Here is a 23,551-nt window from a genome sequence, read left to right as displayed (position 1 = left end):
AATTATATAAAGTTTATATTTGAGGAGTGATTTAAAATGATAGAATCAAGATGTGGAATTTTGTGTTGTGAATGTAAGTATAAGGAAGATGTAAATTGCGCTGGATGTACAAATATTGATAAACCTTTTTGGTCTGAAGAATGTCCTGTAAAATCATGTTGTGAGAATAAAAATCTTACACATTGTGGCCTATGTGACACATTTCCATGTGAAATATTAACTCAATTTGCATACGATAAAGAGCAAGGTGATGATGGAAAAAGAATTTCTCAATGTGAAAAATGGGCTTCTCTAGCTTTATAATAGTATAATATTTATATATTTTATCTTATATATAAATATTATACTATTACTTTAATACATAATTATATATTCTCTAAGATAGATAGCTATTATTCAATATAAAATAATAGCTATCTATCTTTTTCGCAAATAAACATTGATTTTTAAATCTCTTAATTTTAGATTTTAATATTTATGTCAGTTAAATGTCAGTAAAGTATTTTATCTACATTTTCACTAATATATAGCAATACAAAGCTTTTTAATTTTTTTATGGTTAAGGATAAACAAAAAATGTTAACTAAAAATTACAATTAAGTAGACATTTTTATTAATCTGTGATACAATAGTATTTGTGGTAATACACAATTAAATCAAGTATATCTTGATATAGGTTAATAGGAGTATTTTTAATGAATAATGGAATAGTGAAATGGTTTAACAACGAAAAAGGATTTGGTTTTATAACAGTAGACGGTGGAGATGACGTATTTGCTCATTTCTCAGCTATACAAACTTCAGGATTTAAATCATTAGAAGAAGGTCAAAAAGTAAGCTTTGATATAGTTAAAGGTGCTAGAGGTCAGCAAGCAGAAAACATAACTATATTATAATTATATAGATTTTTTCGGAAAGACTCTTTTAAGAGTCTTTTTTTATTGATAATATATATGATAATTATTAATTAAGTAAATAATATTGTTTGGACAAATGAAAAAAGCCCTCTTCTAAATATAAAATAATCTTCATAAATAAAAGTTAATTCAGTAAGGATATATAGTATGTTGTATATAAAAAAATCCAATAGATTAACTCTATTAGATTTTTATTTCATATATAAACATTTTTCATTAATGTTTTCAAAAGTTTAATAATGTTTTTGAAATTTTATCAAACCTTTCATTAGATATACCAAATTTTTGCTTAAATTTTTCATCGTTCATTCTTTCAATAATCACTTTATTTGGAGATAATTCATCAATAATACTTTTTATCTTATTAATAGATTCCTCATTATCATTATATCCCTTGATAATTGTTACTTCTAAAATAAATTTTCCTTTATACTGTTTATTAAATAAAATCATATTTGAAATATATTCTTCTAGAGTATACCCTACAATTGGTCTCTGAATTTTTTGAAAATCTTTTTCCGATATTGTTTTTATCTCTCCAATAATTTCATCACACATATTGGCTACTTTTATATATTCATCTTTACCTAATAAATATCCATTAGAAAGTAATCGTACAGGCACTCTTTTACGTTTTACTAACTCAATTACATCACAAACTTTATCATTCAATAGGGCTTCTCCTTTTGAATTAATGAAAACTAGTTCTGCTTTATACTTTTCTATCATACGTTCTAATTCTCTAAGTGAGTCATCAATCTTGTCAAATGATTGAGGTGTATCTACTTTATTATATGACCTTCCAATAGGACAGAATATACAATCAAAATTACAATACTTTTCAGGAAGTATGTTTACTTCTAATACTCTTTTGCCATCCTCAATATAAATATCTTTATAGCTAAAACTACTCATTACTCTACACTCCCTCAAATTAATTTATTGATACTTCTTTATTGTTAATATCTAAAATGGAAATTTTACATGTTCCACCTAAATTTTCTTGAACTATTTTCACTAAATCATTCAAAGCATTCTCAAATTCTTCAAATCTGCTTTCATCTACTAATTCAATACATAAAAAGGCATTGTTTGTATTTTCAGTAAGCATTGTTCTCACTGCTTCACGCCAATTCCAACACCTACAAATTGCTCCACCATTATCTTTATAAACTATTTCTCCTTCATATGGAGATGAGTTTTCCCCTGCTCCTAATGGTATAAATTCTTCATTTCCAACTGCTCTAGTCAACCTAATATCTCCTATAAATTTGTCTATGTCTTCTCCACCACAAGGCAATGCATATTTTAGTGAAATAGAATTGTAAATATCCACTAAGGGGTTAATAGTTGCTATATGATTTCCATTATGAACTCTTTTTAACAATGCCTCAATAGATGACCTTGCTCCTTTTTTCGTTTTAAATTTTTTGAATGCTTCTCTCCATACTTTAATTACTTGGTTATTGCTAAATTCTACATCCTTCAAGTGTTTTAATGCATATTCTTCTCCCTGCAAAATCATTTCCTTATATTCTTCTTTATCCATTATAGAATTGTCTATGTCCTGACAAATAACAACTCCAATCTTTGAACTAGGAAATAGGTTCCAAAACTCATTCTCAACAACAAATTTTTTCATTAGAATACCTCCTCAACTTTAAAATATATAAAAATAAAAAAGCCTACAGAAATATTATTAAATATCTCCCAGGCTTTTATCCTTCCGTGTACACAATAACCGTGCGTTTTCTCTTGGACCTGCCCATTATAAAATGCGGAACCCTAGAAAACTAAACTATATATTTTTGTAATTTATAAAATACAAATAAATTTTAGCATAATATAAGATTTAAAACAATACTATATTGGATTCTTCTATTTATATTATACAAAATAATATTTAAAGGTTATTTAGCTAATCTAATAGAATACTACATTATTAATATAGTTTTATTAATAAAATTATAAGTATAAAAATTTCAAAATAGGTCTATTTTAAATGTAAGTTATAAATCCCAATTAAAATAGACTTAAATTTCATTTTATGTTAAAATCTTTACAGTAATAAACAATTTTATTTTAAGGAGATAATTTTATGAATAATTACTTAAAATTTGCTACATATCAACTCATAGGCTTTACATCTTCTATACCTAAACTTATAAAAATCAAAAAAAATCCAGATAAATTTAGCTTAAAAGAAAAATTTGAATTTATGCAAAAACAAGCTAAAAAATCTTTAGATATAGTAAATATAGACCTTAATATACTTGGCAAAGAAACATTACCAAAAGAACCAATCTTATTTGTTGTAAATCACTCAAGTATGCTTGATAGTTTTATCCTAGCAGCAAGTGTAGAGAGACCAATTGGATGTGTAATTGCAGATGAGCCAGTTTGGAGAAATATACCTATATTTAAAGAATGGGCAAAGTTGTTAAGATGTGTATATGTAAACAGAAAAAATAATCGAGAAGGGATTAAAAGTATTGCTGAAGCCTCACAAAATATACTTACAGGCCAGAGTATGGCAGTGTTTCCAGAAGGGGATTTAACATGGATTAAAGAACCAAATTCACTAGTATCAGATTTTAGAAGTGGAGCCTTAAAAATAGCATATAAAGCAAAGTGTCCTATTGTTCCATTAGTCATAAAAAATTCAAAAGATACTTATGAAGGATATCAACCTATTGGTAAAATTAATTCTGTTCCTGTTGAAGTTGAATTCCTAGAACCAATTTATGACCATATTGAAAATCCTAGACTAAAATCTTCTGTATTAGGCGAAAATATAAAAAAAAATATGATAAGCAAAATAGAAAGTTTTAGAAAAACAAATAAAAACTTTTAAAGAATTTTAATGTTAAAATTTATTGACTATAAAAAATTTTAATGTTAAAATTTTTTTAAGAGGTGATTAAGGTGGCAAAAAATACAAAACAAACAACGGTTCACATTGATGAAACATTACTTAAAGAAGTTAAAAGAATAGGAATTAATGAAAATAAAAGTATATCTCAAATAATAAATGAATCAATAATAGATTATGTATTAGTTTACAGAGAAAACGAAGACAAAGAAAAAAATGAACACGATAAAAATTTAAATGATACAATAAATGCTTTTAAAAGAGAAGAAGAAAAAAGAATCGAGGAAAAAAGTGCTGCTAGAGCTATAGCAGAAGCAAAAAAACGAGTTCTCTACTAATAAAGATAAAAAATCGGTACAAACTATGCACCGATTTTTTTATATCTAAAACATATTTAAAAGCACTTAAATTTTCTTTAAATTATATCAAATCTCCAACAACTTTTACTTTTATAAGGAGTGCATTACCTGGAAGATATGCAAGTGGAACATCTTCTATATTTAATACTTCTATAGTATCCTTTTTAGCACCTGCTTTTAAAGCTTTATTTATGGCTTCTTGTTTTGCATCTTCTATAGCATCTTCTCTAGACATTTTATCTAAGCTGTACACTTTTTCTACATCTCCACTTATTTGCCCTAAAGCCGCACCAATAGCATTTGCTGCGGTATAATGAGGAGGTCTTATAACATCACTTATGCCTTTTAGTTTTTCTGGGACAATTATACTTCCTCCACCAGTTAAAACTAATTCAACATCATTTTGGCTAGTCTTCATTTGGTCTACAGCATCTTCTAGTTTTAAAATTACTTTTTTATATACATCATCACAATAATCTTTATCTAAATTTTCAACATTACTTTTTCTATCCTCAAATGCCATGCCTAACTTTGTAACAACATCTGATAAAGTTAAAGTGTCACCACCAAATATTATTGCATCTTCAGTTATTCTATACCCTACACTCTCAGGGCCTATTTTTATATTGTCTTTTTCACCTTTTACACAAGTTCCCCCAGCAAGTCCAATGGTTAAAACATCTGGCATTCTAAAGTTTGTATGTACTCCTCCAATTGTAACAGGAATTGAAGATTCTCTAGGAAATCCATTGTATAATACACCTAAATCACTCGTAGTTCCTCCAACATCTAGTACTATTGCATTTTTTACTTTTGATAAAAAGGATGCTCCCCTTATAGAATTTGTTATTCCACATCCAATTGTGAAAATAGGATACTTCATTGTGTACTCTAAATTCATTAATGTTCCATCATTTTGACTAAAATATATTTCTGCATCTATTCCTAAATCTTTCAATGCTTTCTCAAATCCTAAAGAAACAGCCTTCCCTACTCTAGACAATGCAGAGTTTAAAATTGCTCCGTTTTCTCTTTCCAGGATACCTATATTACCTATTTCATTTGATAAGGATATTGGAATATCACCAAGAATCTCTCTAACCCATTTTGCAACTTCTTCTTCTTGTTGCTTATTTACAGGAGCAAATACTCCACTTATTGCAATACTTTCTACCTTACCTTTTATCTTATTGCAAAAATCTACTACTTCATCTTTACAAAGTTCATTTATCTTTCTTCCATCAAACTCATAACCACCAGATATCAATATTGAATCTAATTCTATTTTTTCTCTTAAATCTTCTGGCCAATCTATAAATGGTAAAATGGCAGTGGTTGCTGGTTTTCCTATTCTTATCATTGCTACATTATTAAGCCTTTTTCTTTCTACTATTGCATTTGTACAGTGAGTTGTACCAAGCATAGCATATTTTATTAATGAATGGTCAATTTTACTTTCATCTATAACTTTTTTTAAGGCATTATAAACACCAGTTTCAACATCTTTTGTAGTTGCTACTTTAACTGAATGGATTACTTTTAATTCCTTATCCAGTATACAAGCATCTGTATTTGTTCCTCCAACGTCAATTCCTACACGATACATCAAAATTTCCCCCTAAATTTTTATTTTCCTTGTAATTCTTCTACTGTTTTATACTCTACATCATACCCAAAGTATCCAGGTCCAACTGTCTCAATTCCTTTTTTAGTTCTCCATTTTTCATTACAAGGAAAAGCTACTACCATCACACGAGAACCATATTTTATTCTTTCTGTAGTTATTGGGAATCCAGTTTCTAAATCTAATATTGCTATTAAATCTGGTGTAATACAAAGTGGTGTACTACCTTTTTTTGCAATTAGATTTTCATTTTGGAATAGTACAGAGTATTCTCCATCATATCCATTAATTCCAGCAAAGAATGCATGCCCTCTAGTAAACCCACCTTTTAATTCTCTTTTAATATCAACTACTTTTCCTTCAAATAATTTGTATCCTTTTAATTCTTTCAATATATTTTCAATAGCACCTTTTGAGTCTGACTTATTCTCAAGTAAAAATCCTCCTATAGTTTCAGCTATAGTCAAGGTATTTCCTATAGCAGCTTTTTTAACTTGAGCTCCGCTTAAATTATAGTCACTAATAGAAGAACTTCCTCCCATTTCTACTGTTAAAGTTCTAGCCAATCTTTCTGACCAAATTCCATCAACAGGATAAAGGATAGCTGAATTACCCTTTTCATCAGCCATTACAGCAGGTGATGCTTCATATCCTTCAAGATAAAAAGTTACCATTTGAGCTTCCGGAAACGCTCTACCCATAGAATCTGCATCCAAAATAGGAAGCCCTTTTTTTGCAGCAACTGCTATTGGCATAAGTGAATTTATTCCCCCTATTTCTATAGGAATTATAACATCAACTTTTCTATTCAATAATTTTTCCATTATCTCTAAAGGAGTAGTTAATTCCACTTCAGAAAGTAATTTTTCTATTGTAATTACAGGAGAACCCATACCAGATACTGGTACTACTAAAGCATCATCCTCTAGTTCATCTAAACTAATCACTTTTACAGGTCCATACTTTTTAATTGCTTGTTTTGCAACTAATTTACCTATGTATGGGTCTCCTCCTCCTCCAGTTCCAAGCACTGCTGCGCCAACTGCTATTTTATCCACGCTTTCTTCTGTTAAAAATCTCATGTTACTTTCTCCTCATATCCCAAATTTATTTTATACTTTACAAGCATATTTCATTAAACTGCTTTTTTTACTTCTTGTTTGTTTTTTGATGAACAAATCGCTTTTCCAATAATTGATTGTATTATAAATCCTGCTATAAAACCATCTAAAGGTGCTATAGTAGTAAGAGTTATAAATCCATATGTAGAAAGGTATGTTATTAATATACCAATTATCCAAGATATTATTGAATGTTTAACTATTGGTTTGTATGCTATCCCCTTATCAAATCCTTTAAGTTCTTGTTTTACTATATAATATTCTGCTGTATACACACCACCAACAGGTGCAATAACAATTCCAAGTAAATTTAAAAATCCTATAAATCCTTCATATATTCCAAATACAGCTAATAAAGTTGCTACAACACCAAGAACTATAGTTAATACTTTTTCAGGAGCTTTTTTTAGTACAAGAGCTATACTTAGTGATGCAGAATATACATTGCTTGTATTTGTAGTCCATTGAGCTAATGTAAGTACAATTATACCTGGTATAGCAATTCCTAATGTAATAAAAATTCTCATAATATCTGAAGTACCCATACATTTTACTAATATTATTGATACTACTATCATAAAGGCATTTCCAAATTGTATCCCTAGAAAACTTGAAAGTGCACAATCTCTTCTACTTTTAGCCCAGCGACTTATATCAGGAGATACTATTGCTCCAACTATTATTATACTCATTGATAGAGAAACTCCACCTGCAAATGTCATAGTCGATTTCATATTATCATCAACTGGAATTCCATTTGCTTTAAAAGACAAGAATATAGTTAACATCATAAGAATTAATAAGAATGGTACTGAATACACACTTAATTTTTCCATTGCTTTATATCCATAAATAGCTGTACTCATCATCAAAAGACCACCTATGAGGCTTAAAACTTGCATGCTCACATCTAGATTAAATATATCTTTTATTATTATTTGAGCATTTTGAGCAAAGAAGCCTACTTGAACTCCAAACCATCCTAATAGAGAAACCCCTATAACTAGAGAAAATATTTTTGCTCCAGCTTCTCCAAATACATATTTTGTTATCATAGATGTAGATAAACTTGTAGATGAGCCAACTAAAGAGCATATAGTATACAAAATAGCAGAAAAAAATGAACCTACAATTACTGATAATATTGCTTGTTTCATTGGCATACTTTGAGCTAACTCAGCTCCTAAAATAACAGATGATAAATCCACGCCTATCGCTACTAGCACTGAAAACATAGCTACCCAACCACGTTTTTGATTCTCTGGAACCTGTTCCAAGGCATAATTAATTTTTTCTTCTTCCATTTTCATCCCTCCATTAAAATTGTAAAACCATTTAGTTAGTTTATTTTACAATTTTCTAATTTATAAATTTATTAACAACTATATATTTATAATTTTCATTTAATATATAGTTTTAAATTTTCTGAAATAATTTTATAATAAAAAACGCCTCTTGGAAAAAATCCAAGAGACGAATACAAATCCGTGTTACCACTCTTATTAGTAAAAATTTATTTTACTCACTCATTTTCTTAAGGCGAATTAAACCACTACTACAATAGAGCTGTAATAGTATTCTCCAAAGTTCTTTTCACACAAATTTCAATATTAGTTCTCAGCTAAATCTAACTCTCTGTAAAATTCCTTTATGCTACTTTCTTCTTCTGCGAATCTACGTTATTTATTTATGATTTATATCATAATATATATGCAATATTTTGTCAACTTAAAAAGTAAATTACTTGTATCTTTTAGTTTTATATGTAATTTTTTATATTATTACTGTATTTATATTTTGTATTTTTTAAATTTAATAAAATTTTATATTATTTTTATATACAATTGAATATAATTTTACAAATTATTTTCATTTTATATGATGGATACTACTTGTTACTCAGGTAAAATTATACATTCAATTCAAAATCTAACTTATCTTGTTCTATGCCATTAATGATGAGTACAATCGAATGAGTTCCTGAGTAATATTTCCTTACACTTACATCTGCAAAAGAATGTTTTTTCGTGTAAAGCTTCTTCTCATTTTCTTTTAATAAAACCTCTGATATTTTAAAAATCTTCCTCTTTCTTTTTCCGCATATGAGTATCTCTCCTCCCATATTTAATTTATTAATCATATCTCATATTATACAACAGTATGTTATATTGTTAAATCTATCTATTTAAAATACTTTACACTACACATTCTGAAATATTGTGAAGTATCTCCTGACAGTAAAAATGTCCGAACAGCCTATAAAACAAGGCTATACGAACATTTAAGAAAATTTTTAAATATAATCAGAAATTTATTTTAAGTTTAATCAAATTTTTATTGAATTATATCTATTGAATCTCCAATATTTATAACTCCTTCCTTTAAAACCTTAACAAAAATTCCTTCGCGTGGCATTACACAGTCCCCTGTTAATTTTTTAATCTCACATCCATTATGACACTTTTTCCCTATTTGAGTTACTTCAACTTCACATTTGCCTATCTTTAATTTTGTACCAACAGGTAATGAAAATACTTCTATTCCTTCTGTAGTTATATTTTCAGCAAAGTCTCCAAATTTTAATTGGTCAAAGCCTCTCATTTTCATTTTATCTATACTTTCTTTTCCAAGTAAACTTATTTGACGATGCCAGTTTCCTGCATGTGCATCTCCAACTATTCCATAATTTATTTTTAGTTCTGCACATTGCACAGGAACCTTAATGACACCCTTTCTGTCACTTATATTTATTGACACTACTTTAGCCATATTTCCTCCAAATTTTCACCCATATATTCTTAAATTATTCAAACTTAAAATCACCTGATTTTCCACCAGTTTTCTCCACAAGATGTATATTGCTTATGACCATCTTTTTATCAACTGCTTTACACATATCATAAATTGTAAGCGCTGCTAAAGAACAAGCATTTAATGCTTCCATTTCTACACCAGTTTTGCCAAGCGATTTACAGGTTGCATATATTTTAATAGCAGACATAGAATCATCTATCTCAAATTCTAAATCACATCCAACCAATTTAATTTGATGGCACATTGGTATATTTGAAGATGTATTTTTAGCTCCCATTATCCCTGCAACTTGAGCTACGGATAATACATCTCCCTTTTTTATTTGTCCATTTTTTACCTTTTCTAAAGCTTCTTTGCCAAGAGTAATCGTAGCTGTTGCTATAGCAGTTCTCTTAGTATCATCTTTTTCACTTATATCTACCATTTTAGCATACCCTTTTTCATTTATGTGTGTTAACATTACCTATCCTCCAATTTCATACATACGTCTATTTGTATCACTACATTTATTTTCTATTAAATGATGTTTTTCTGGCTTTTCTTTTATTATATCTTTCATAGTTTCTCTAAATAACAATGGTTTATGTAAAAGTGGTTTTATATCTATTTCTTCTTTTGAATGTAGACACAGTTTTATTGCACCACTAGAGGTAAGTCTAATACGATTACAAGTGTTGCAAAATGAACAGCTTAATGGAGTTATAATTCCTATTCTTCCTTTTGCTCCTTTAAACTTATAATATTCTGCTGTACTTTTTTCATCATTTTTAACTTTATATAAACCATATATTTTTTCAACCATTTCTTTTACATTAAAATATCCTTTTTTGTAGACTCTATTAGCTTCACCTAATGGCATAAGTTCAATAAATCTTACATCAATTGGTGATTTAACTGTTAAAAACATAAAGTCTTTAAGCTCATCATCATTAAATCCATTTATGGCAACACAATTTACTTTTACTTTTATACCTAAATTTAAACATGACTCAATCGATTTTAATACTTCTTTTAAATTGCCGCCTCTTGTCACAGATTTATATTTATATTCCTTTAAAGAATCTAAGCTTATATTTACTTTATTCAGACCACATTCTTTAAGCTCAAATATTCTATCAGAAAGTCCAAGAGCATTAGTTGTCATTCCTATATTTTCTATTCCACATTCTTCTCTTGTAAACCTTATAAGTTCATTTAAATTGGGATATAAAAGAGGCTCTCCTCCAGTAAATCTAACCTTTGTTATCCCTTGTTCTGACATAGCCTTTATAATAAATTTATAGTCTTCAAAACTTAGATTATCGTTTATATAATTTTTTTCAAATTTAACATCTGGTGGCATACAATAAACACACCTTAAATTACACTTATCTGTAAGTGAAATACGAAGGTAGTCTATTTTTCTTCCATACTTATCAATCATACTTTATCTACCTCTTTGTCTATTTTTTATCTATCTGAATTATATACTATTTTTTGTTATTAGTGGCACATTCTGTGGCTTCTCCTCTTAAAATTTCTATGCCATGGTCTAAGACATCAATAATGAAGCTTAGATTTTCAACTGCACCTTTGGGACTTCCAGGTAAATTTATTATTATAGAATTATTCCTTATTCCACTTACACCCCTACTTAGTATAGCTTTTTTAGTAATTTCTGTAGATTTCATTCTCATGTATTCACTAAGACCTGGTATCTCTCTTTCTAAAACATCTTTAGTAGCCTCTGGAGTTATATCTCTCTTTGAAAATCCAGTACCTCCATTGGTAAGAATTAAATCTACTTTATTACTGTCACAAATTTTTATAATATTTTCCTTTAACATTTCCTTATCATCTTTTATCAACACATATTCAATAACTTTATAATTCCCTGTATTTTCAACAAATTCAGTTAATTTTTTGCCTGTTATATCTTCTCTTTTCCCTTCATAGCCCTTATCACTAAGTGTTATAATTGCTACATTAAACATATGGTTTCACCCCTTTACATATTAATTAAACTTTTATAAATAAAAAATCTATTTAATAGAACCTATTCTGGTAATATTCCTTCTGATAATAATGCTTCTAAAACTGCTCCTGCTATACAACGTCCTTTATCTGATATCGTAAATGAATTTTTTACTTCTTCCATTCGAGGGTCTATATCCAATATCTTTAATCCTTTTTCTATTTGTGAACCATTTCTCAATATGCCTCTCAAAACACCATCTAAAGAAGTTTTCACTTCTATTTTATTTCCATTTTTTTCAGTGATATAACATATTATATCTCCTTTTTTAACTACATCTCCTATATTACATATAGTTTCTATTATTCCAACGTTCTCAGAATAAAAAACTCGGTCTTTAGTTATACCCAATATAGCACCTGGTATTCCTGTATTTTTTAAAGCATATCCTTCTCTTATCACTTTTCCTAAATTATGTCCTCTCATAGTTTCAATAACTATATCTGCATCTTTACCTGCACAAAACCCTGGACCCAAAGCTATTGTAAGTGGTGCCATCGCTTTATTTGTTCCAATATTTTTTTTTGCAAGTATACAATCTATAACTGCTACAGGACGTATTTCATCTATATATTTACCTTTTGGGTCTATTATTAGCGCCACTTTTCTTTTATTTAAAGCTTTTTTTATTTCTGTTTTATCTTTGCAATACACACAATAGACACCTTCCACAGAAACTTCCTTTTCATAAATAGCCTCACTAAAAGAAACTTTCCTTCTTATTGCAAGAGGAGTTTCAACTTCTAAAGCAATTATTTTAAAACCACAGTTATGTAACTTGTGTATAACTGCTGTTGCTAAATCTCCAGCTCCTCTAACTATTATAACATTGTTCATATTTTCTCCTACTAATAAAAATTTTAAAGTCTATACTTTATATTATATAATATAATTTTACTTATTTATATAATATCATCTTATTTTATTATCATAATGGTTAAAAATTACTTTTACCTGATATTTTTCAAACAAAAAGAGACATCCATAAAATTTATAAAAGATGTCTCTTTCTAATTACTTATACTTTATTTTTCAGCTATATCATTGTTATCTTCTAAAATAACTGCTGTTCCATAAGCAAGCATTTCTGCTGCTCCTTGCATAACTGAAGCTGAAGACAATCTAAATGCTATTATTGCATTTGCACCTTTAGATTCTGCATCTTCAACCATTCTGCCTATTGCAATTTGTCTTGCTTCTGTAAGCATTTCATTATATCCTGTAAGTTCTCCACCAACAAGATTCTTAAAGCTTGCTCCTATATCTTTTCCAACATGTTTTGCTCTTATTGTACTTCCTCTAACTAATCCTAACACTTCTGCTATTTTTTTTCCTTCTACTTTTTCTGTAGTTACTATTAACATAATATATCAACTCCTTAATATTCCTGTTTAATATATTATATCATGTAAATAGGAATTTTCTTAATAAATCTTTTAATTTGATACTTTATCTAGGAAATCTATATTATAAAATAAGATATTTCGTTAACCAATTATGTTCTTAATCATTTCTATATATAATTTTACTTAGTTAACTCATCATATAAACTTAAATTGTATTCTACATTCAATTTTAAATCCTTAATTTTTTTAATAATCATTTCACTAAAGCTTCCTTTTTCAAACCAGATATTTTGTATGTCTAAAAGTTCTATCTCTTCTAAAATGGCATCCATCTTAGACTGCTTATCTATAATAGCTACAACATCAATATTGTGTGGTACGTCTTTTAGACACTCATATACATCTATACCTTCAATATTCTTTTTCTCTTCATCTATAGCAACAACTTTGTACATATTCTTTTTAAGTTCATCTAATATTTTATATGCTTTGCTTCCTTCGTCACTATTATTTAATATCACTGCCCAAGAATCACATTTAAGTAAATTCATAAATTCTCCTCCATATAAATCCTACTCTATTTTACAACCGTAGCTAATTAAACTTCAGTCAATTTTTTATACTCATCAATAGTATTTACATTTAAAAATAAATCTTCGTTATCAAAGTATATATAGCTTTTATCTATTTTTTCTATAAGAGTTCTAAGCTTCAAATCATTTTTCCCTATACATAAAGATACTTTATTTATTATACTCTTTTTGTATCCAGAACACAATGGTTGTAACTTTCCATTTGTTACTGAAATTACACTTTTATCATCCATTTCATCAGCTATTTTTTCGACTATTTCATTATTTAGATACGGCATATCACATGCAACTGTAACTATATCATACTTTGCATGTTCAAGAGCAGTATATATTCCTCCTATTGGACCAACATTTTTTATTATATCATTATAAACTTTAATGTTATATTTTGAATATAATTCTTCATTATTAGATACTATTATTACTTCATCAAAATTTTTAAAAACTTCTATTGCAATTTCAATAAAAGGCTTTTCATGTAATTCTAAAAAAGCTTTATCTTTCCCCATTCTAGAGCTTTTCCCTCCTGCTAAAATTACACCTGTTCTCTCTATACAAATCGCCTCCTCTAAAATACTTTTATTTATATATATTTGAAAAATGGCGCTATTGCGCCATTTCAATATTGATTGACTACTCAAAAACCTGAATAATTTTTTCTTTAAATGCATTCATAAGTTTTTCTTTTTCTTCTAAATATTCACTATAACACTCATACTCTCTACAGATACAATTTATAATTTCACTTGATGTAAAATTGATTTTTTCAAGATTATAGTTATATAAAATTTCAACACTATCAACTTCACTTATACTATTAAAAATACAATTATATATATCTTCAATTATAAATTTACTATCTTCTTCAAATTGACATAAGAGTTGTTCTCTATTTTCTTCAAGCAATACATTTTCCTTTATAAACTCTACAAAGTTTTCAAAGTCTTCAGTGTTATTACATGGTTCTATTTCAAACAATATCCTAAAAAATAAGTTCCATGGAAACTCCGTATTTAGTCTACTTCTAAAATGATTTCCTAAATCATTACAGAATTTATCATCAAATGTAGGTTCTCTTTCAAACTCTATTTGGTCATTAAAATCTATATCTTTATTTACAATTTCATTTAATCTTGCAAACTCATCGAGCATAAAATTACCTAAAACTTCATCGCTTATATCTTGTTTATTAAAAGAATAACTTAATATAGTTTCACATGGCTTTTTAAAATCCACAACAAAACCTATACTTTTATTCATCTTTTCTGAAAAAGCATCGTACACTAATTTTGCAAAGAGCTTTTCAATTTCTTTTTTACTTCCTTTCATGTTAAAAGACTTTCCTGAGTGAAAGTTTTTATAAATACTCAAAAGCTGATTATCTATCATAGTAAGATTATTCTTTATAGAGTCCATCATATCCTTTATAAATTTATCAGCAAGTAAATATGTGTTATTTTTATAAATTATTTTATGTTCAATCTCACTCCAAAACACATTTACAAGAGATTTAATTTGAAGTTCAAATTTTACTTCTCTATCTAAATATGCAAAAACTCCATCTATCTTATATATTTCAAATCCATTTTTTTGCTTATTAGGTTGTCTTTCAGACAATTTTAATTTAATATTTTTATTTTCTTTATTATAGTAGTTTATTTTATCATCTGTTTTATTAAAGTATCTTCTTAAAAGCCTATATATCTTATTTTCATCCTCAATAAATCTACACTCAATTCTTAGTCCTATTAAATCAGATACATTATGAATAAGATTACTTGCCTCCCCATATTTTTTTAAATATCTATTTCTAATTATCTTTTCCCGTAAACTTGATTCTGATTTTATTCTAGAGGTTACATTTATATACTCTTGATTTTTTTCATCCAAGATATTTTCAAAGTACTCTTCTATTTCATCTGATATAGTTTCTAATGTTGGAGACATTGTCCTCAACATTTCTATAGACTCTTCAATAAAATCAAATTCTTTTAATCCCATAAATTTTTACACTCCTATGTTTAATAACTGTTAGCTATTTCAGTTCTTTATATTTAACTACATTCTTATTTTAACATTTTTTCCTATTATAAGTAAGTATTCTCCAAAAACCTTCATATATATTTCAAATTAGAATTAAAATATCAGATAAAATTAAAAGATTTCGTAATAATGAAGTTATAAAAATAGTGGATTTTTTTTCCTAATACGAGTATACTATAGATATAAATATTTAACTAATTAGTTAAATATTTATATCTATAGCAAGGAGGATATTATGGTAAAAGTATTTAAAGCATTAAGTGATGAAACTAGAAGAGAAATTTTAAAATTACTTAATGAAAGAGATATGAATGCAGGAGAAATAGCAAGTCATTTTAATATGTCTAAACCAGCAATATCTAAACATTTAGATATTTTAAAAGATGCAGAACTTATTAGCTCAGAAAAAATGGGACAATTTTTGATTTATTCTATTAATTTATCAGTCCTTCAAGAAGTACTTGGAAACTTCTTGGATATTTTTAAAAAGATATAGGAAAGTTGCAACTGTTAAAATTGACAATACTGAAAAAGCAGAGCAACAAGAGTTAGTTGAAGATATGATACAGATAATCACAGTTTTTAGTTGTAGGCTTCAAGGCAAGAGAGGTAATAAAGCCAAGAAGATGATAAAGGAGTTGATAGAAGATGATACTAGCGAAAAAAATTAGATTGTATCCAAGTCAACTTCAAGAGCAAAAGTTGTGGCAATCAGTAGGTACTGCTAGATTTATATATAATTGGACACTTGCGAAACAAGAAGAAAATTATAAAAATGGTGGTAAGTTTATTTCAGATAACGAACTAAGAAAAGAAATAACTAAATTAAAGAAATCTGAATTAAGTTGTCTTAAAGAAGTATCTAATAATGTAGCGAAACAATCAGTTAAAGATGCTTGTGATAGTTACAGGAGATTTTTCAAAGGCTTATCAGATAAACCAATATTTAAGAGTAGAAGGAAAAGTAAGAAGTCCTTCTACAATGATAACTGTAAGTTAAAAGTAAAGGAAGGAAAGTTAGTTAATATTGAAAAAGTTGGTTGGATAAGAACTAATGAACAATTACCTACTGGAGTTAAATATAGTAATCCAAGAATAAGTTATGATAACAAGTATTGGTACATTTCAGTAGGTATAGAGCAAGAAGAAATTAAAGAAGAGTTAACAGATGTATCATTAGGAATAGACTTAGGACTAAAAGACTTAGCAATTTGTTCTGATGGTATAGTCTACAAGAACATAAATAAAACTTATGTAGTTAGAAAATTAGATAAGAAACTTCGTAGGTTGCAACGTCAAGTTTCTTGTAAGTATGAAAATAATAAAAAAGGAAAGGAGTATGTCAAAACTAACAATATTATAAAACTTGAAAAGCAAATACAACTAATGCACAGAAGACTTGCAAATATTAGAAATAACTATCTTCATCAAACTACAACGAGTATAGTGAAAGCCAAACCATACAGAGTTGTAATAGAAGATTTATCAGTTTCTAATTTGATGAAAAATAAGCATTTATCAAAAGCTATTACAAAACAAGGCTTCTATGAATTTAGACGACAACTTGAATACAAGTGTAAGTTTAGAGGAATAGATTTAGTTATAGCAGGTAGATTTTATCCATCATCAAAAACTTGTAGTCAATGTGGTGAGGTTAAGAAAGATTTAAAACTTAAAAATAGATATTATAATTGCAAATGTGGATTATCTATTGATAGAGATTTAAATGCTTCAATTAATCTTTCAAATTATAAATTAGCATAAATCACCAAAAAGATAATGCTAATATGTAGGATGCGTTGTATCCGAATTTACGATTGTGGAGTATCACATCAAATGAAAGTAGCTTGTTGTAGTTTGACTTGCAAAATCAGATACGTTGAAACAATAATTAAACATACTTTATAAAGTTTTATAAGGTTTTGGCAACGGTTATTATGGAAAATATAGGTTTAATATTACTTGTAGCATTATTAATTATAAACTATGTAAATGCACCAGAAATTTTAGGTTTTTCAAAAGATAACCCAAAAGTTAAAACTGCAAGAAGGTTACAAATGTTATTTTTAATAGTCGCAGTTGGAAGGTTTATCATTCCTTTACTAGGTATAGATGAGATATTTTCTTATGAAATTAACGACAAAGTATCAGTTATAATAAATGCCATTATAATTATGTATTTTGGTAATTTATTACCTAAACTACAAATTTATAAGAACATAGATACTAAATATGCTTGGGCCATTGGAGATGAAAAAATATGGAAAAAGGCAAGTAAGATTTTTGCGTATTTATCATTTGTTATAGCTATTGGAATGATTATATTGAGTTTTTACTTTGATTCAGCTACAGTCACAACAGCATGCCAGTTCATATGGTTTGCAATACCTTTATTATATTTATTGCTTCATTATAGAAATAAATTTAGAGCTCCTACTTCTAAATAAATAATTATAAATATAATAAAATAAAGCAACTTCTTCTTAAGGGAAGCTATAATTTGTTTTAATATTGAAATGAAACATTTATAAAATAAATTGCCACCAAAAAATTTATGGTGGCAATTTATTAATAATCATATTTTTAGTATTTTATATAATTTCTAAATATATTAAATTAAACTCTCTTCAATTAAAAACCTATATATATACCTATTGTTAAAAAAACTAAAGATACAGCTGTTAAAATCAACAATATAGGCATTATAAATTTTACCCATTTTGAGAAAGGAACATGAGCTACTGCAAGTGCTCCCATTAGTACTCCAGATGTTGGAGTTATAAAGTTTGTAAGACCTACCCCAAATTGATAAGCAGTTACTATAACTTGAGCTGATATATTAACTAAATCACCAAGAGGAGCAAGAACAGGCACTGTAAGTGAAGCAAGTCCTGAAGATGATGGAATCAAAAATGCCAACGCAGCTTCCAAGAAAAATGATAGATATACAAATATAACCTTTGGAAGTCCACCTAAAAAGCTTGCTGCAGAATTTAATATAGTATCTATTATGAATCCATTTTGAGCAATTATTACAATTCCACGAGCTAAAGCTATTGCAAGAGCAGCTGATGCTAAATCTTTTGCTCCATCTATGAAACTATCAGAAATTTCACTTTGTGACAATCTACCAACTAATCCAGAAAGTACACCTATCGCAGCAAAACACATTGATATTTCTGGGATATACCATCCTTGGCTTAAAACACCCCAAATCATTATCGCCATTCCTATTCCAAATATAGCAAGAACAGATACTTCTTTAAAAGTAAACTCTTTTATTTCAGTTGAAGTATGATTAAGTATTGATTTATTATTTTTATCTATCTCATACACTATTGAGCTTTCAGGGTTTTCTTTAACTTTTTTAGCATAATACATTACAAACGCTATACTGATTAATATATATGCTATAAAAATCACTACTCTATATGCTACTCCTGAACCAGGAGCAAGTTGAGCTAGTGCTTGTGCAATACCAACTGAGAATGGATTTATTGTCGATGCAGCCGCTCCTGCCGCTGCTCCTATAAATACAATCGCAATGGCGGTTAGAGAATCATATCCTAAGGATGTCATAAGTGGAACAAATATCATATAAAATGGTAATGTTTCTTCTGCCATCCCAAATGTAGTACCTCCAAGACCAAATAAAATCATTGATATCGGAATTATAAGTAGTTCTTTTCCTTTAAACTTCGATATAACTGATGCTATTCCTGCTTCTATAGCTCCAGTTCTATTTACAATACCAAAAGCACCTCCAACTATTAAAACAAATCCTACAACTTCTGCTGAATCAATAAAACCTTCTATAGGCGCTTTAAAAACATCTGTAAATCCTTGAGGATTACTTTCTACACTTTGATAAGTCCCTGGTACAACAACCATCCTACCTTCTACATCTTCTCTACTAAATTCACCACTTGGTACTATCCAAGTTAATATTGCCATTAAGACTATTAGCAAGAATATAATTGTAAAAGTGTGTGGTATAATAAATCGTTTCTTCTTACTGTCAATCATTATAATGTCCTCCATACTTTACTAAATTTTGAATCTATATAGGATATTTTTTAATCTCTCTGACTAAAGTTTTCCCTTTTTACAATTTTTTATTAGCAAAGATACAAAATAAAAAAGCTCTCTTTTAGATTTTAAAAGATAGCTTTTTTTATTTTTATTCAATTTAAATACTTTACTTCCTATTTTGCTAATTGAATTTTTTCATTATAATTTGATATTGTTTCTTCAATATTTTTAGATTTCATTATAGTTGACATTACAGCAAAATCATCACAGTATTTTAATGTTTCTTTGACATTAGATGGTAGAATTCCTCCAAGTGCAACTATCTTAATATCAGTAATTTTCTTAGCTTCCTTTAAAAGTTCAATTCCTTTTGGCAATAAATTTTCTTTACACTTAGTTTCATATATATGTGATAATGTTATGTAATCTATTTTTATATTTTGTTTTCTTATTATTCCTTCTAGATACTTTACTTCTTCTACTTTATGTAATGATAATCCCAATATTTTATTTTTATTGAAATTATACCTATTTCCCAGTAAATTCAAAAACAATTTAAATGGAAGATGAATACCTTGACAATCTATCTTTTCAAAAAATTCTATATTACTATTTATTATGAAGTTTACGTTAAAGGCATCATTATTTTCTTTCTTTTTTATACTGTTCTTCAAGCTTTCATCCAATATTTTTTCTTGAAAATTAATGCACTTGATTTTCTTTTTTATCTTTATATATAAATCTTTTAATGCTTCATATTCTAAATCTTTTTCTCTTATTATAATATTTTCTACGCCATTCAATATAGATTCTTTAATAACCTCTAAGTATCGTTCCTCACTACATAAATTTCTATTTGTTATCAAATACATCTAAAATCTTTCCCAATCTTTAAATACATGTTGATAACCAATTGAATTTAGCATTTTCTCTATATCTTCAACAGTACTTTCATCATTTATTTTGAATTGAGCAGTATCATGTTCATCTTGAGAATGACCTCCTACATCTGTAGATACACCTGCACTTAATTTAGTTACCCCTAAAGGTATTATATGACTTCTCATTTCTAAATTTTCTCTAGTAGATATATTTAAAGCTGCATGAGGGTCAAACAGTCTCATACAAACCATAGCTTGAACTAAATCAGTATCACTTATATCTACTAATTCTTCAAAACAACCTTTGAATGGTCTCATTCTTGGTGTTGAATATGAAAGCTCAATATGAGGATATTTTGTTTTTAGATATTTCCCATGCAATATCGTAAAGAAGGTCTCTTTTCTAAAATCATTTAATCCTAAAAGCGCTCCTATTGATAGAGTTCTCATACCTGCCTTTGCTCCTCTTTCAGGAGCATCTAATCTAAATTTATAATTTGATTTTGGCCCTTTTAAATGTACTCTTTTATATATTTCCTCATCATAAGTCTCTTGGTATACAGTTAGACCTTCAACACCTTTGTCTACAATATACTTATATTCATCTACTTCCATCGGATATACTTCAATTCCTATAGATGGAAATTTATCTCTTAATATTTCTATAGCTTCACCTATATATTCTACACTTGAATGAAAACTACTTTCACCAGTTAAAACAAGTAGGTGTTTGAAACCTTCTTTTGAAATTTCATTTCCTTCCTCTCTAATTTCATCCATAGTTAGTTTTTTTCTTTTTATTCCACTTTTTATATTGTAACTACAATAAACACATTGATTTACACAGTAATTTGCTATATACATTGGGGTATATAGACAGACTATCTTTCCAAAATATTGAACACTTAATTTATGTGCTTTTTGTGCCATAGCTTCTAAATATTTTACAGCAGTTTCAGAAAGTAAATTTAATATATCAAAATCCTCAAGTTTGTCTTTTGATAAACTTCTTAAAACATCATTGTCTGTAACATTATTTAAATATCCATCAAAATCAAAATCCCTATATTTTTCTATTACCTCATAAAAACTCATCATCAATCACCACTTTCTATAAATTGCCTAAAAAACCTGTTAAAGGAGAAGATGCGTTTGCAAATTCTGATACACTTCCTGCTTTTGCTATATAAGCTTCTCGTCCACCTTCTACAGCTAACTTAAATGCTCTAGCCATTTGCACCGGGTCACCTGCTGAAGCTATAGCAGTATTAACAAGTACTGCATCAGCTCCCATTTCCATAGCTTCCATAGCTTGAGACGGTTTACCAATACCTGCATCAACTATTATTGGTATATCTAATTCATCTATCATTATTTTTATCATTTCTTTCATTTGAAGACCTCTATTTGAACCAATTGGAGCACCAAGAGGCATAACCGCTGCTGCTTTAGCTTCTATAAGTCTTCTTCCAGCATAAAGGTCTGGTGTCATATATGGAAGTACTATAAATCCCTCATCAGCAAGTATTTTTGTAGCTTTTATAGTTTCTTCATTATCAGGAAGTAAGTATCTAGTATCTGATATTACTTCTATTTTTATAAAGTCTCCACAACCCATTTTTCTAGATATTCTAGCTATTCTTACAGCTTCTTCTGCATTAGTAGCTCCTGATGTATTTGGAAGTATAGTCATTTCTTTTGGAATATATGTTAAGATATTTTCTTGTTTATTATCTAAATCTACTCTTCTAAGTGCCATTGTTATTATTTCGCTTCCACTTTCTTTGATTACTTTAGGCAATATATCATTTGAGCCATATTTACCTGTTCCAACCAATAATCTACTATTAAATTCATGTCCTCCAAGTACTAATTTATCCATTTTCTTTCCTCCCAGTCTTAACTTTTTCAATTTTCAATCTTTTTATTTTGTGACTCACGCATTTACATATCTATAAGTATTTGTGTTGCCAAATTTGCCATATGATTTGCGCAAATAGCTACTCTTGGTGCCATAAGTCCTTCTCCAAATTTAGCTTCATTTACAAAATCTCCACATATATAAAATCTATCTCTTATTTTCTTAGTAGTTATTATATTTGAGTCATAATAACCTGCCATACCTGATGATGCTATCAAATATTTATCTTTCAAGTTTAGTAAGGTATAATTACAAACTTGTGCTTTACATGAAGCATCATCGAAAGCTTCAATTATCAAATCTGCCTCTTTAAGTACATCCATATCGTATTTATTTAAAAAAACATTTTGCGTTTTTAATTTTACAAATGGATTAATTTTTGTTATATTTTCAACCATAGCATCTGTTTTTAGTTTTCCTATATCGTCTATAAAGTATTGCTGTCTATTTAAGTTAGATGGCTCTACAACATCATAATCTATAAGTAGAAGTTCTCCAACTCCAATTCGAGCTAAAGAGATAGCTATATTGGATCCAAGTCCACCTAGTCCCAATATAGCAACTCTTCCTTTTTTTAATTTATTATGCACATTTGGAGTATGCCTAGCTATCAACAAGCTTTCTAGCTCATCAAAAGAAGGCTTAACCCCTTTTTGTATAAGTGTTAATTTATCATTTTCAGAAAGTGGAATGTCAGCTTTAATTGGATATCCATTCAACACCAATACATCACATTTGTGATTATAATTATCTCTAACTTTATAGGCAGTTGTATTTTCTTCAACATCTGTTAATATTTCATTTACAAAGATTTTTATTTTAACCACCTCCAATAAAGCCAATAAGTTCTACAACATCTTCATCCTTTAATATATATGTATTGTAATTAGATTCTTCAACTATTTCTAGATTTATCTCAACTACAACTCTATCACTCTTTAAGTTATATTTATTCAACAAATCTATAACAGTTAAATTTTCTTTGAATTCAATATTCTTGCCATTAACCTTCAC

Annotated in this window: 28 protein-coding genes, 1 pseudogene, 1 riboswitch and 1 other annotated feature; of the genes and pseudogenes, 8 read left to right on the top strand and 21 right to left on the bottom strand. The window is 28.1% G+C overall.

From position 1 onward, the window contains the following. The first annotated feature begins 36 nt into the window (after positions 1-36). Both KGF46_RS09770 and KGF46_RS09765 read left to right on the top strand, forming a co-directional pair. The gene (locus KGF46_RS09770) at positions 37-303 is read left to right on the top strand and encodes a DUF3795 domain-containing protein (protein ID WP_227483233.1); all 267 of its coding nucleotides are present in this window, start codon (positions 37-39) and stop codon (positions 301-303) included. Between the two features lie 392 nt (positions 304-695). After that, on the top strand, positions 696-896 hold the full coding sequence (locus tag KGF46_RS09765; protein ID WP_227828444.1) for a cold-shock protein: 201 nt from the start codon (positions 696-698) through the stop codon (positions 894-896). A 246-nt stretch (positions 897-1,142) separates the two neighbouring features. Here KGF46_RS09765 and KGF46_RS09760 read toward each other — a convergent pair whose 3' ends face one another. Then, on the bottom strand, positions 1,143-1,832 hold the full coding sequence (locus KGF46_RS09760) for a radical SAM protein (RefSeq protein ID WP_227828443.1): 690 nt from the start codon (positions 1,830-1,832) through the stop codon (positions 1,143-1,145). A gap of 19 nt (positions 1,833-1,851) precedes the next feature. Next, the gene (locus tag KGF46_RS09755) at positions 1,852-2,559 is read right to left on the bottom strand and encodes a B3/4 domain-containing protein (protein ID WP_227828442.1); all 708 of its coding nucleotides are present in this window, start codon (positions 2,557-2,559) and stop codon (positions 1,852-1,854) included. Between the two features lie 63 nt (positions 2,560-2,622). Then, positions 2,623-2,717: riboswitch (guanidine-I (ykkC/yxkD leader) on the bottom strand. Positions 2,718-3,015: 298 nt separating this feature from the next. On the opposite strand from KGF46_RS09755, the gene KGF46_RS09750 reads away from it, so the two are divergent. Then, a complete protein-coding gene (locus KGF46_RS09750) occupies positions 3,016-3,771 on the top strand; it encodes a lysophospholipid acyltransferase family protein (protein ID WP_227828441.1) in 756 nt (251 codons plus the stop codon). Positions 3,772-3,842: 71 nt separating this feature from the next. After that, positions 3,843-4,127 (top strand): transcriptional regulator, encoded by a 285-nt coding sequence (locus tag KGF46_RS09745; RefSeq protein ID WP_227828440.1) that lies wholly within the window; start codon positions 3,843-3,845, stop codon positions 4,125-4,127. An 82-nt stretch (positions 4,128-4,209) separates the two neighbouring features. On the opposite strand, the gene KGF46_RS09740 is transcribed toward KGF46_RS09745, so the two are convergent. The 13 genes from KGF46_RS09740 to KGF46_RS09680 form a co-directional block, all read right to left on the bottom strand. Then, positions 4,210-5,754 (bottom strand): hydantoinase/oxoprolinase family protein, encoded by a 1,545-nt coding sequence (locus KGF46_RS09740; protein WP_227828439.1) that lies wholly within the window; start codon positions 5,752-5,754, stop codon positions 4,210-4,212. 20 nt (positions 5,755-5,774) lie between these two features. Then, entirely contained in the window at positions 5,775-6,854 is a 1,080-nt protein-coding gene (locus tag KGF46_RS09735) for a DUF917 domain-containing protein (protein WP_227828438.1), read from the bottom strand. A 53-nt stretch (positions 6,855-6,907) separates the two neighbouring features. Then, positions 6,908-8,197, bottom strand: a complete 1,290-nt coding sequence (locus tag KGF46_RS09730) for a cytosine permease (RefSeq protein ID WP_227828437.1) — start codon at positions 8,195-8,197, stop codon at positions 6,908-6,910. A 162-nt stretch (positions 8,198-8,359) separates the two neighbouring features. After that, positions 8,360-8,571: a binding site (T-box leader), on the bottom strand. 231 nt (positions 8,572-8,802) lie between these two features. After that, positions 8,803-9,033: a hypothetical protein gene (locus tag KGF46_RS09725; protein ID WP_413840993.1), complete on the bottom strand. Its 231-nt coding sequence runs from the start codon at positions 9,031-9,033 to the stop codon at positions 8,803-8,805. Positions 9,034-9,227: 194 nt separating this feature from the next. Beyond that, positions 9,228-9,662: an MOSC domain-containing protein gene (locus KGF46_RS09720; RefSeq protein ID WP_227828436.1), complete on the bottom strand. Its 435-nt coding sequence runs from the start codon at positions 9,660-9,662 to the stop codon at positions 9,228-9,230. Positions 9,663-9,696: 34 nt separating this feature from the next. After that, entirely contained in the window at positions 9,697-10,167 is a 471-nt protein-coding gene (moaC, locus tag KGF46_RS09715) for a cyclic pyranopterin monophosphate synthase MoaC (protein WP_227828435.1), read from the bottom strand. Between the two features lie 3 nt (positions 10,168-10,170). Further along, entirely contained in the window at positions 10,171-11,130 is a 960-nt protein-coding gene (gene moaA, locus KGF46_RS09710; RefSeq protein ID WP_227828434.1) for a GTP 3',8-cyclase MoaA, read from the bottom strand. A 46-nt stretch (positions 11,131-11,176) separates the two neighbouring features. After that, positions 11,177-11,680, bottom strand: a complete 504-nt coding sequence (locus KGF46_RS09705; protein ID WP_227828433.1) for a molybdenum cofactor biosynthesis protein B — start codon at positions 11,678-11,680, stop codon at positions 11,177-11,179. Between the two features lie 62 nt (positions 11,681-11,742). Beyond that, the gene (yqeB, locus tag KGF46_RS09700; protein WP_227861952.1) at positions 11,743-12,558 is read right to left on the bottom strand and encodes a selenium-dependent molybdenum cofactor biosynthesis protein YqeB; all 816 of its coding nucleotides are present in this window, start codon (positions 12,556-12,558) and stop codon (positions 11,743-11,745) included. 188 nt (positions 12,559-12,746) lie between these two features. Next, the gene (locus KGF46_RS09695) at positions 12,747-13,085 is read right to left on the bottom strand and encodes a heavy metal-binding domain-containing protein (protein ID WP_227828431.1); all 339 of its coding nucleotides are present in this window, start codon (positions 13,083-13,085) and stop codon (positions 12,747-12,749) included. A gap of 161 nt (positions 13,086-13,246) precedes the next feature. Then, positions 13,247-13,618 (bottom strand): CoA-binding protein, encoded by a 372-nt coding sequence (locus tag KGF46_RS09690; protein WP_227828430.1) that lies wholly within the window; start codon positions 13,616-13,618, stop codon positions 13,247-13,249. Between the two features lie 47 nt (positions 13,619-13,665). Then, a complete protein-coding gene (locus KGF46_RS09685) occupies positions 13,666-14,169 on the bottom strand; it encodes a molybdenum cofactor guanylyltransferase (RefSeq protein ID WP_255287807.1) in 504 nt (167 codons plus the stop codon). Positions 14,170-14,293: 124 nt separating this feature from the next. Continuing rightward, a complete protein-coding gene (locus tag KGF46_RS09680) occupies positions 14,294-15,661 on the bottom strand; it encodes a GTP pyrophosphokinase family protein (protein ID WP_227828428.1) in 1,368 nt (455 codons plus the stop codon). A 277-nt stretch (positions 15,662-15,938) separates the two neighbouring features. Here KGF46_RS09680 and KGF46_RS09675 point away from each other — a divergent pair, with 277 nt between their 5' ends. The 4 genes and pseudogenes from KGF46_RS09675 to KGF46_RS09660 all read left to right on the top strand — a co-directional run bounded on the left by KGF46_RS09675 (position 15,939) and on the right by KGF46_RS09660 (position 18,150). Beyond that, on the top strand, positions 15,939-16,199 hold the full coding sequence (locus KGF46_RS09675) for an autorepressor SdpR family transcription factor (protein WP_227828427.1): 261 nt from the start codon (positions 15,939-15,941) through the stop codon (positions 16,197-16,199). 19 nt (positions 16,200-16,218) lie between these two features. Beyond that, positions 16,219-16,374: pseudogene (locus tag KGF46_RS09670) on the top strand (IS607 family transposase); the annotation flags it as partial. Further along, entirely contained in the window at positions 16,352-17,467 is a 1,116-nt protein-coding gene (locus tag KGF46_RS09665; RefSeq protein WP_227861951.1) for a transposase, read from the top strand. The pseudogene KGF46_RS09670 and the gene KGF46_RS09665, both read left to right, overlap by 23 nt. Before the next feature lie 173 nt (positions 17,468-17,640). Beyond that, complete coding sequence (locus KGF46_RS09660; protein WP_227850424.1) at positions 17,641-18,150, top strand: SdpI family protein; 510 nt, start codon at positions 17,641-17,643, stop codon at positions 18,148-18,150. Positions 18,151-18,334: 184 nt separating this feature from the next. Here the strand turns inward: KGF46_RS09660 and KGF46_RS09655 are convergent, their stop codons facing one another. The 6 genes from KGF46_RS09655 to thiS all read right to left on the bottom strand — a co-directional run bounded on the left by KGF46_RS09655 (position 18,335) and on the right by thiS (position 23,551). After that, a complete protein-coding gene (locus KGF46_RS09655) occupies positions 18,335-19,729 on the bottom strand; it encodes a YfcC family protein (protein WP_227828424.1) in 1,395 nt (464 codons plus the stop codon). A 179-nt stretch (positions 19,730-19,908) separates the two neighbouring features. After that, positions 19,909-20,607 carry a thiamine phosphate synthase gene (locus KGF46_RS09650; RefSeq protein WP_227828423.1) on the bottom strand — a complete coding sequence of 233 codons (699 nt, stop codon included), beginning with the start codon at positions 20,605-20,607 and terminating at the stop codon, positions 19,909-19,911. Then, the gene (thiH, locus tag KGF46_RS09645) at positions 20,608-21,711 is read right to left on the bottom strand and encodes a 2-iminoacetate synthase ThiH (protein ID WP_227861950.1); all 1,104 of its coding nucleotides are present in this window, start codon (positions 21,709-21,711) and stop codon (positions 20,608-20,610) included. A 16-nt stretch (positions 21,712-21,727) separates the two neighbouring features. Then, positions 21,728-22,498, bottom strand: a complete 771-nt coding sequence (locus KGF46_RS09640; protein WP_227828421.1) for a thiazole synthase — start codon at positions 22,496-22,498, stop codon at positions 21,728-21,730. A gap of 62 nt (positions 22,499-22,560) precedes the next feature. Then, positions 22,561-23,370 carry a thiamine biosynthesis protein ThiF gene (thiF, locus tag KGF46_RS09635; protein WP_227861961.1) on the bottom strand — a complete coding sequence of 270 codons (810 nt, stop codon included), beginning with the start codon at positions 23,368-23,370 and terminating at the stop codon, positions 22,561-22,563. Then, positions 23,357-23,551, bottom strand: a complete 195-nt coding sequence (gene thiS, locus KGF46_RS09630) for a sulfur carrier protein ThiS (protein WP_227828419.1) — start codon at positions 23,549-23,551, stop codon at positions 23,357-23,359. The genes thiF and thiS overlap by 14 nt, the downstream gene beginning before the upstream one ends.

It is taken from the genome of Clostridioides sp. ZZV14-6153 (genome assembly GCF_020657855.1).
GTDB lineage: Bacteria > Bacillota > Clostridia > Peptostreptococcales > Peptostreptococcaceae > Clostridioides.
This window is presented reverse-complemented; position numbering and strand designations above follow the sequence as displayed.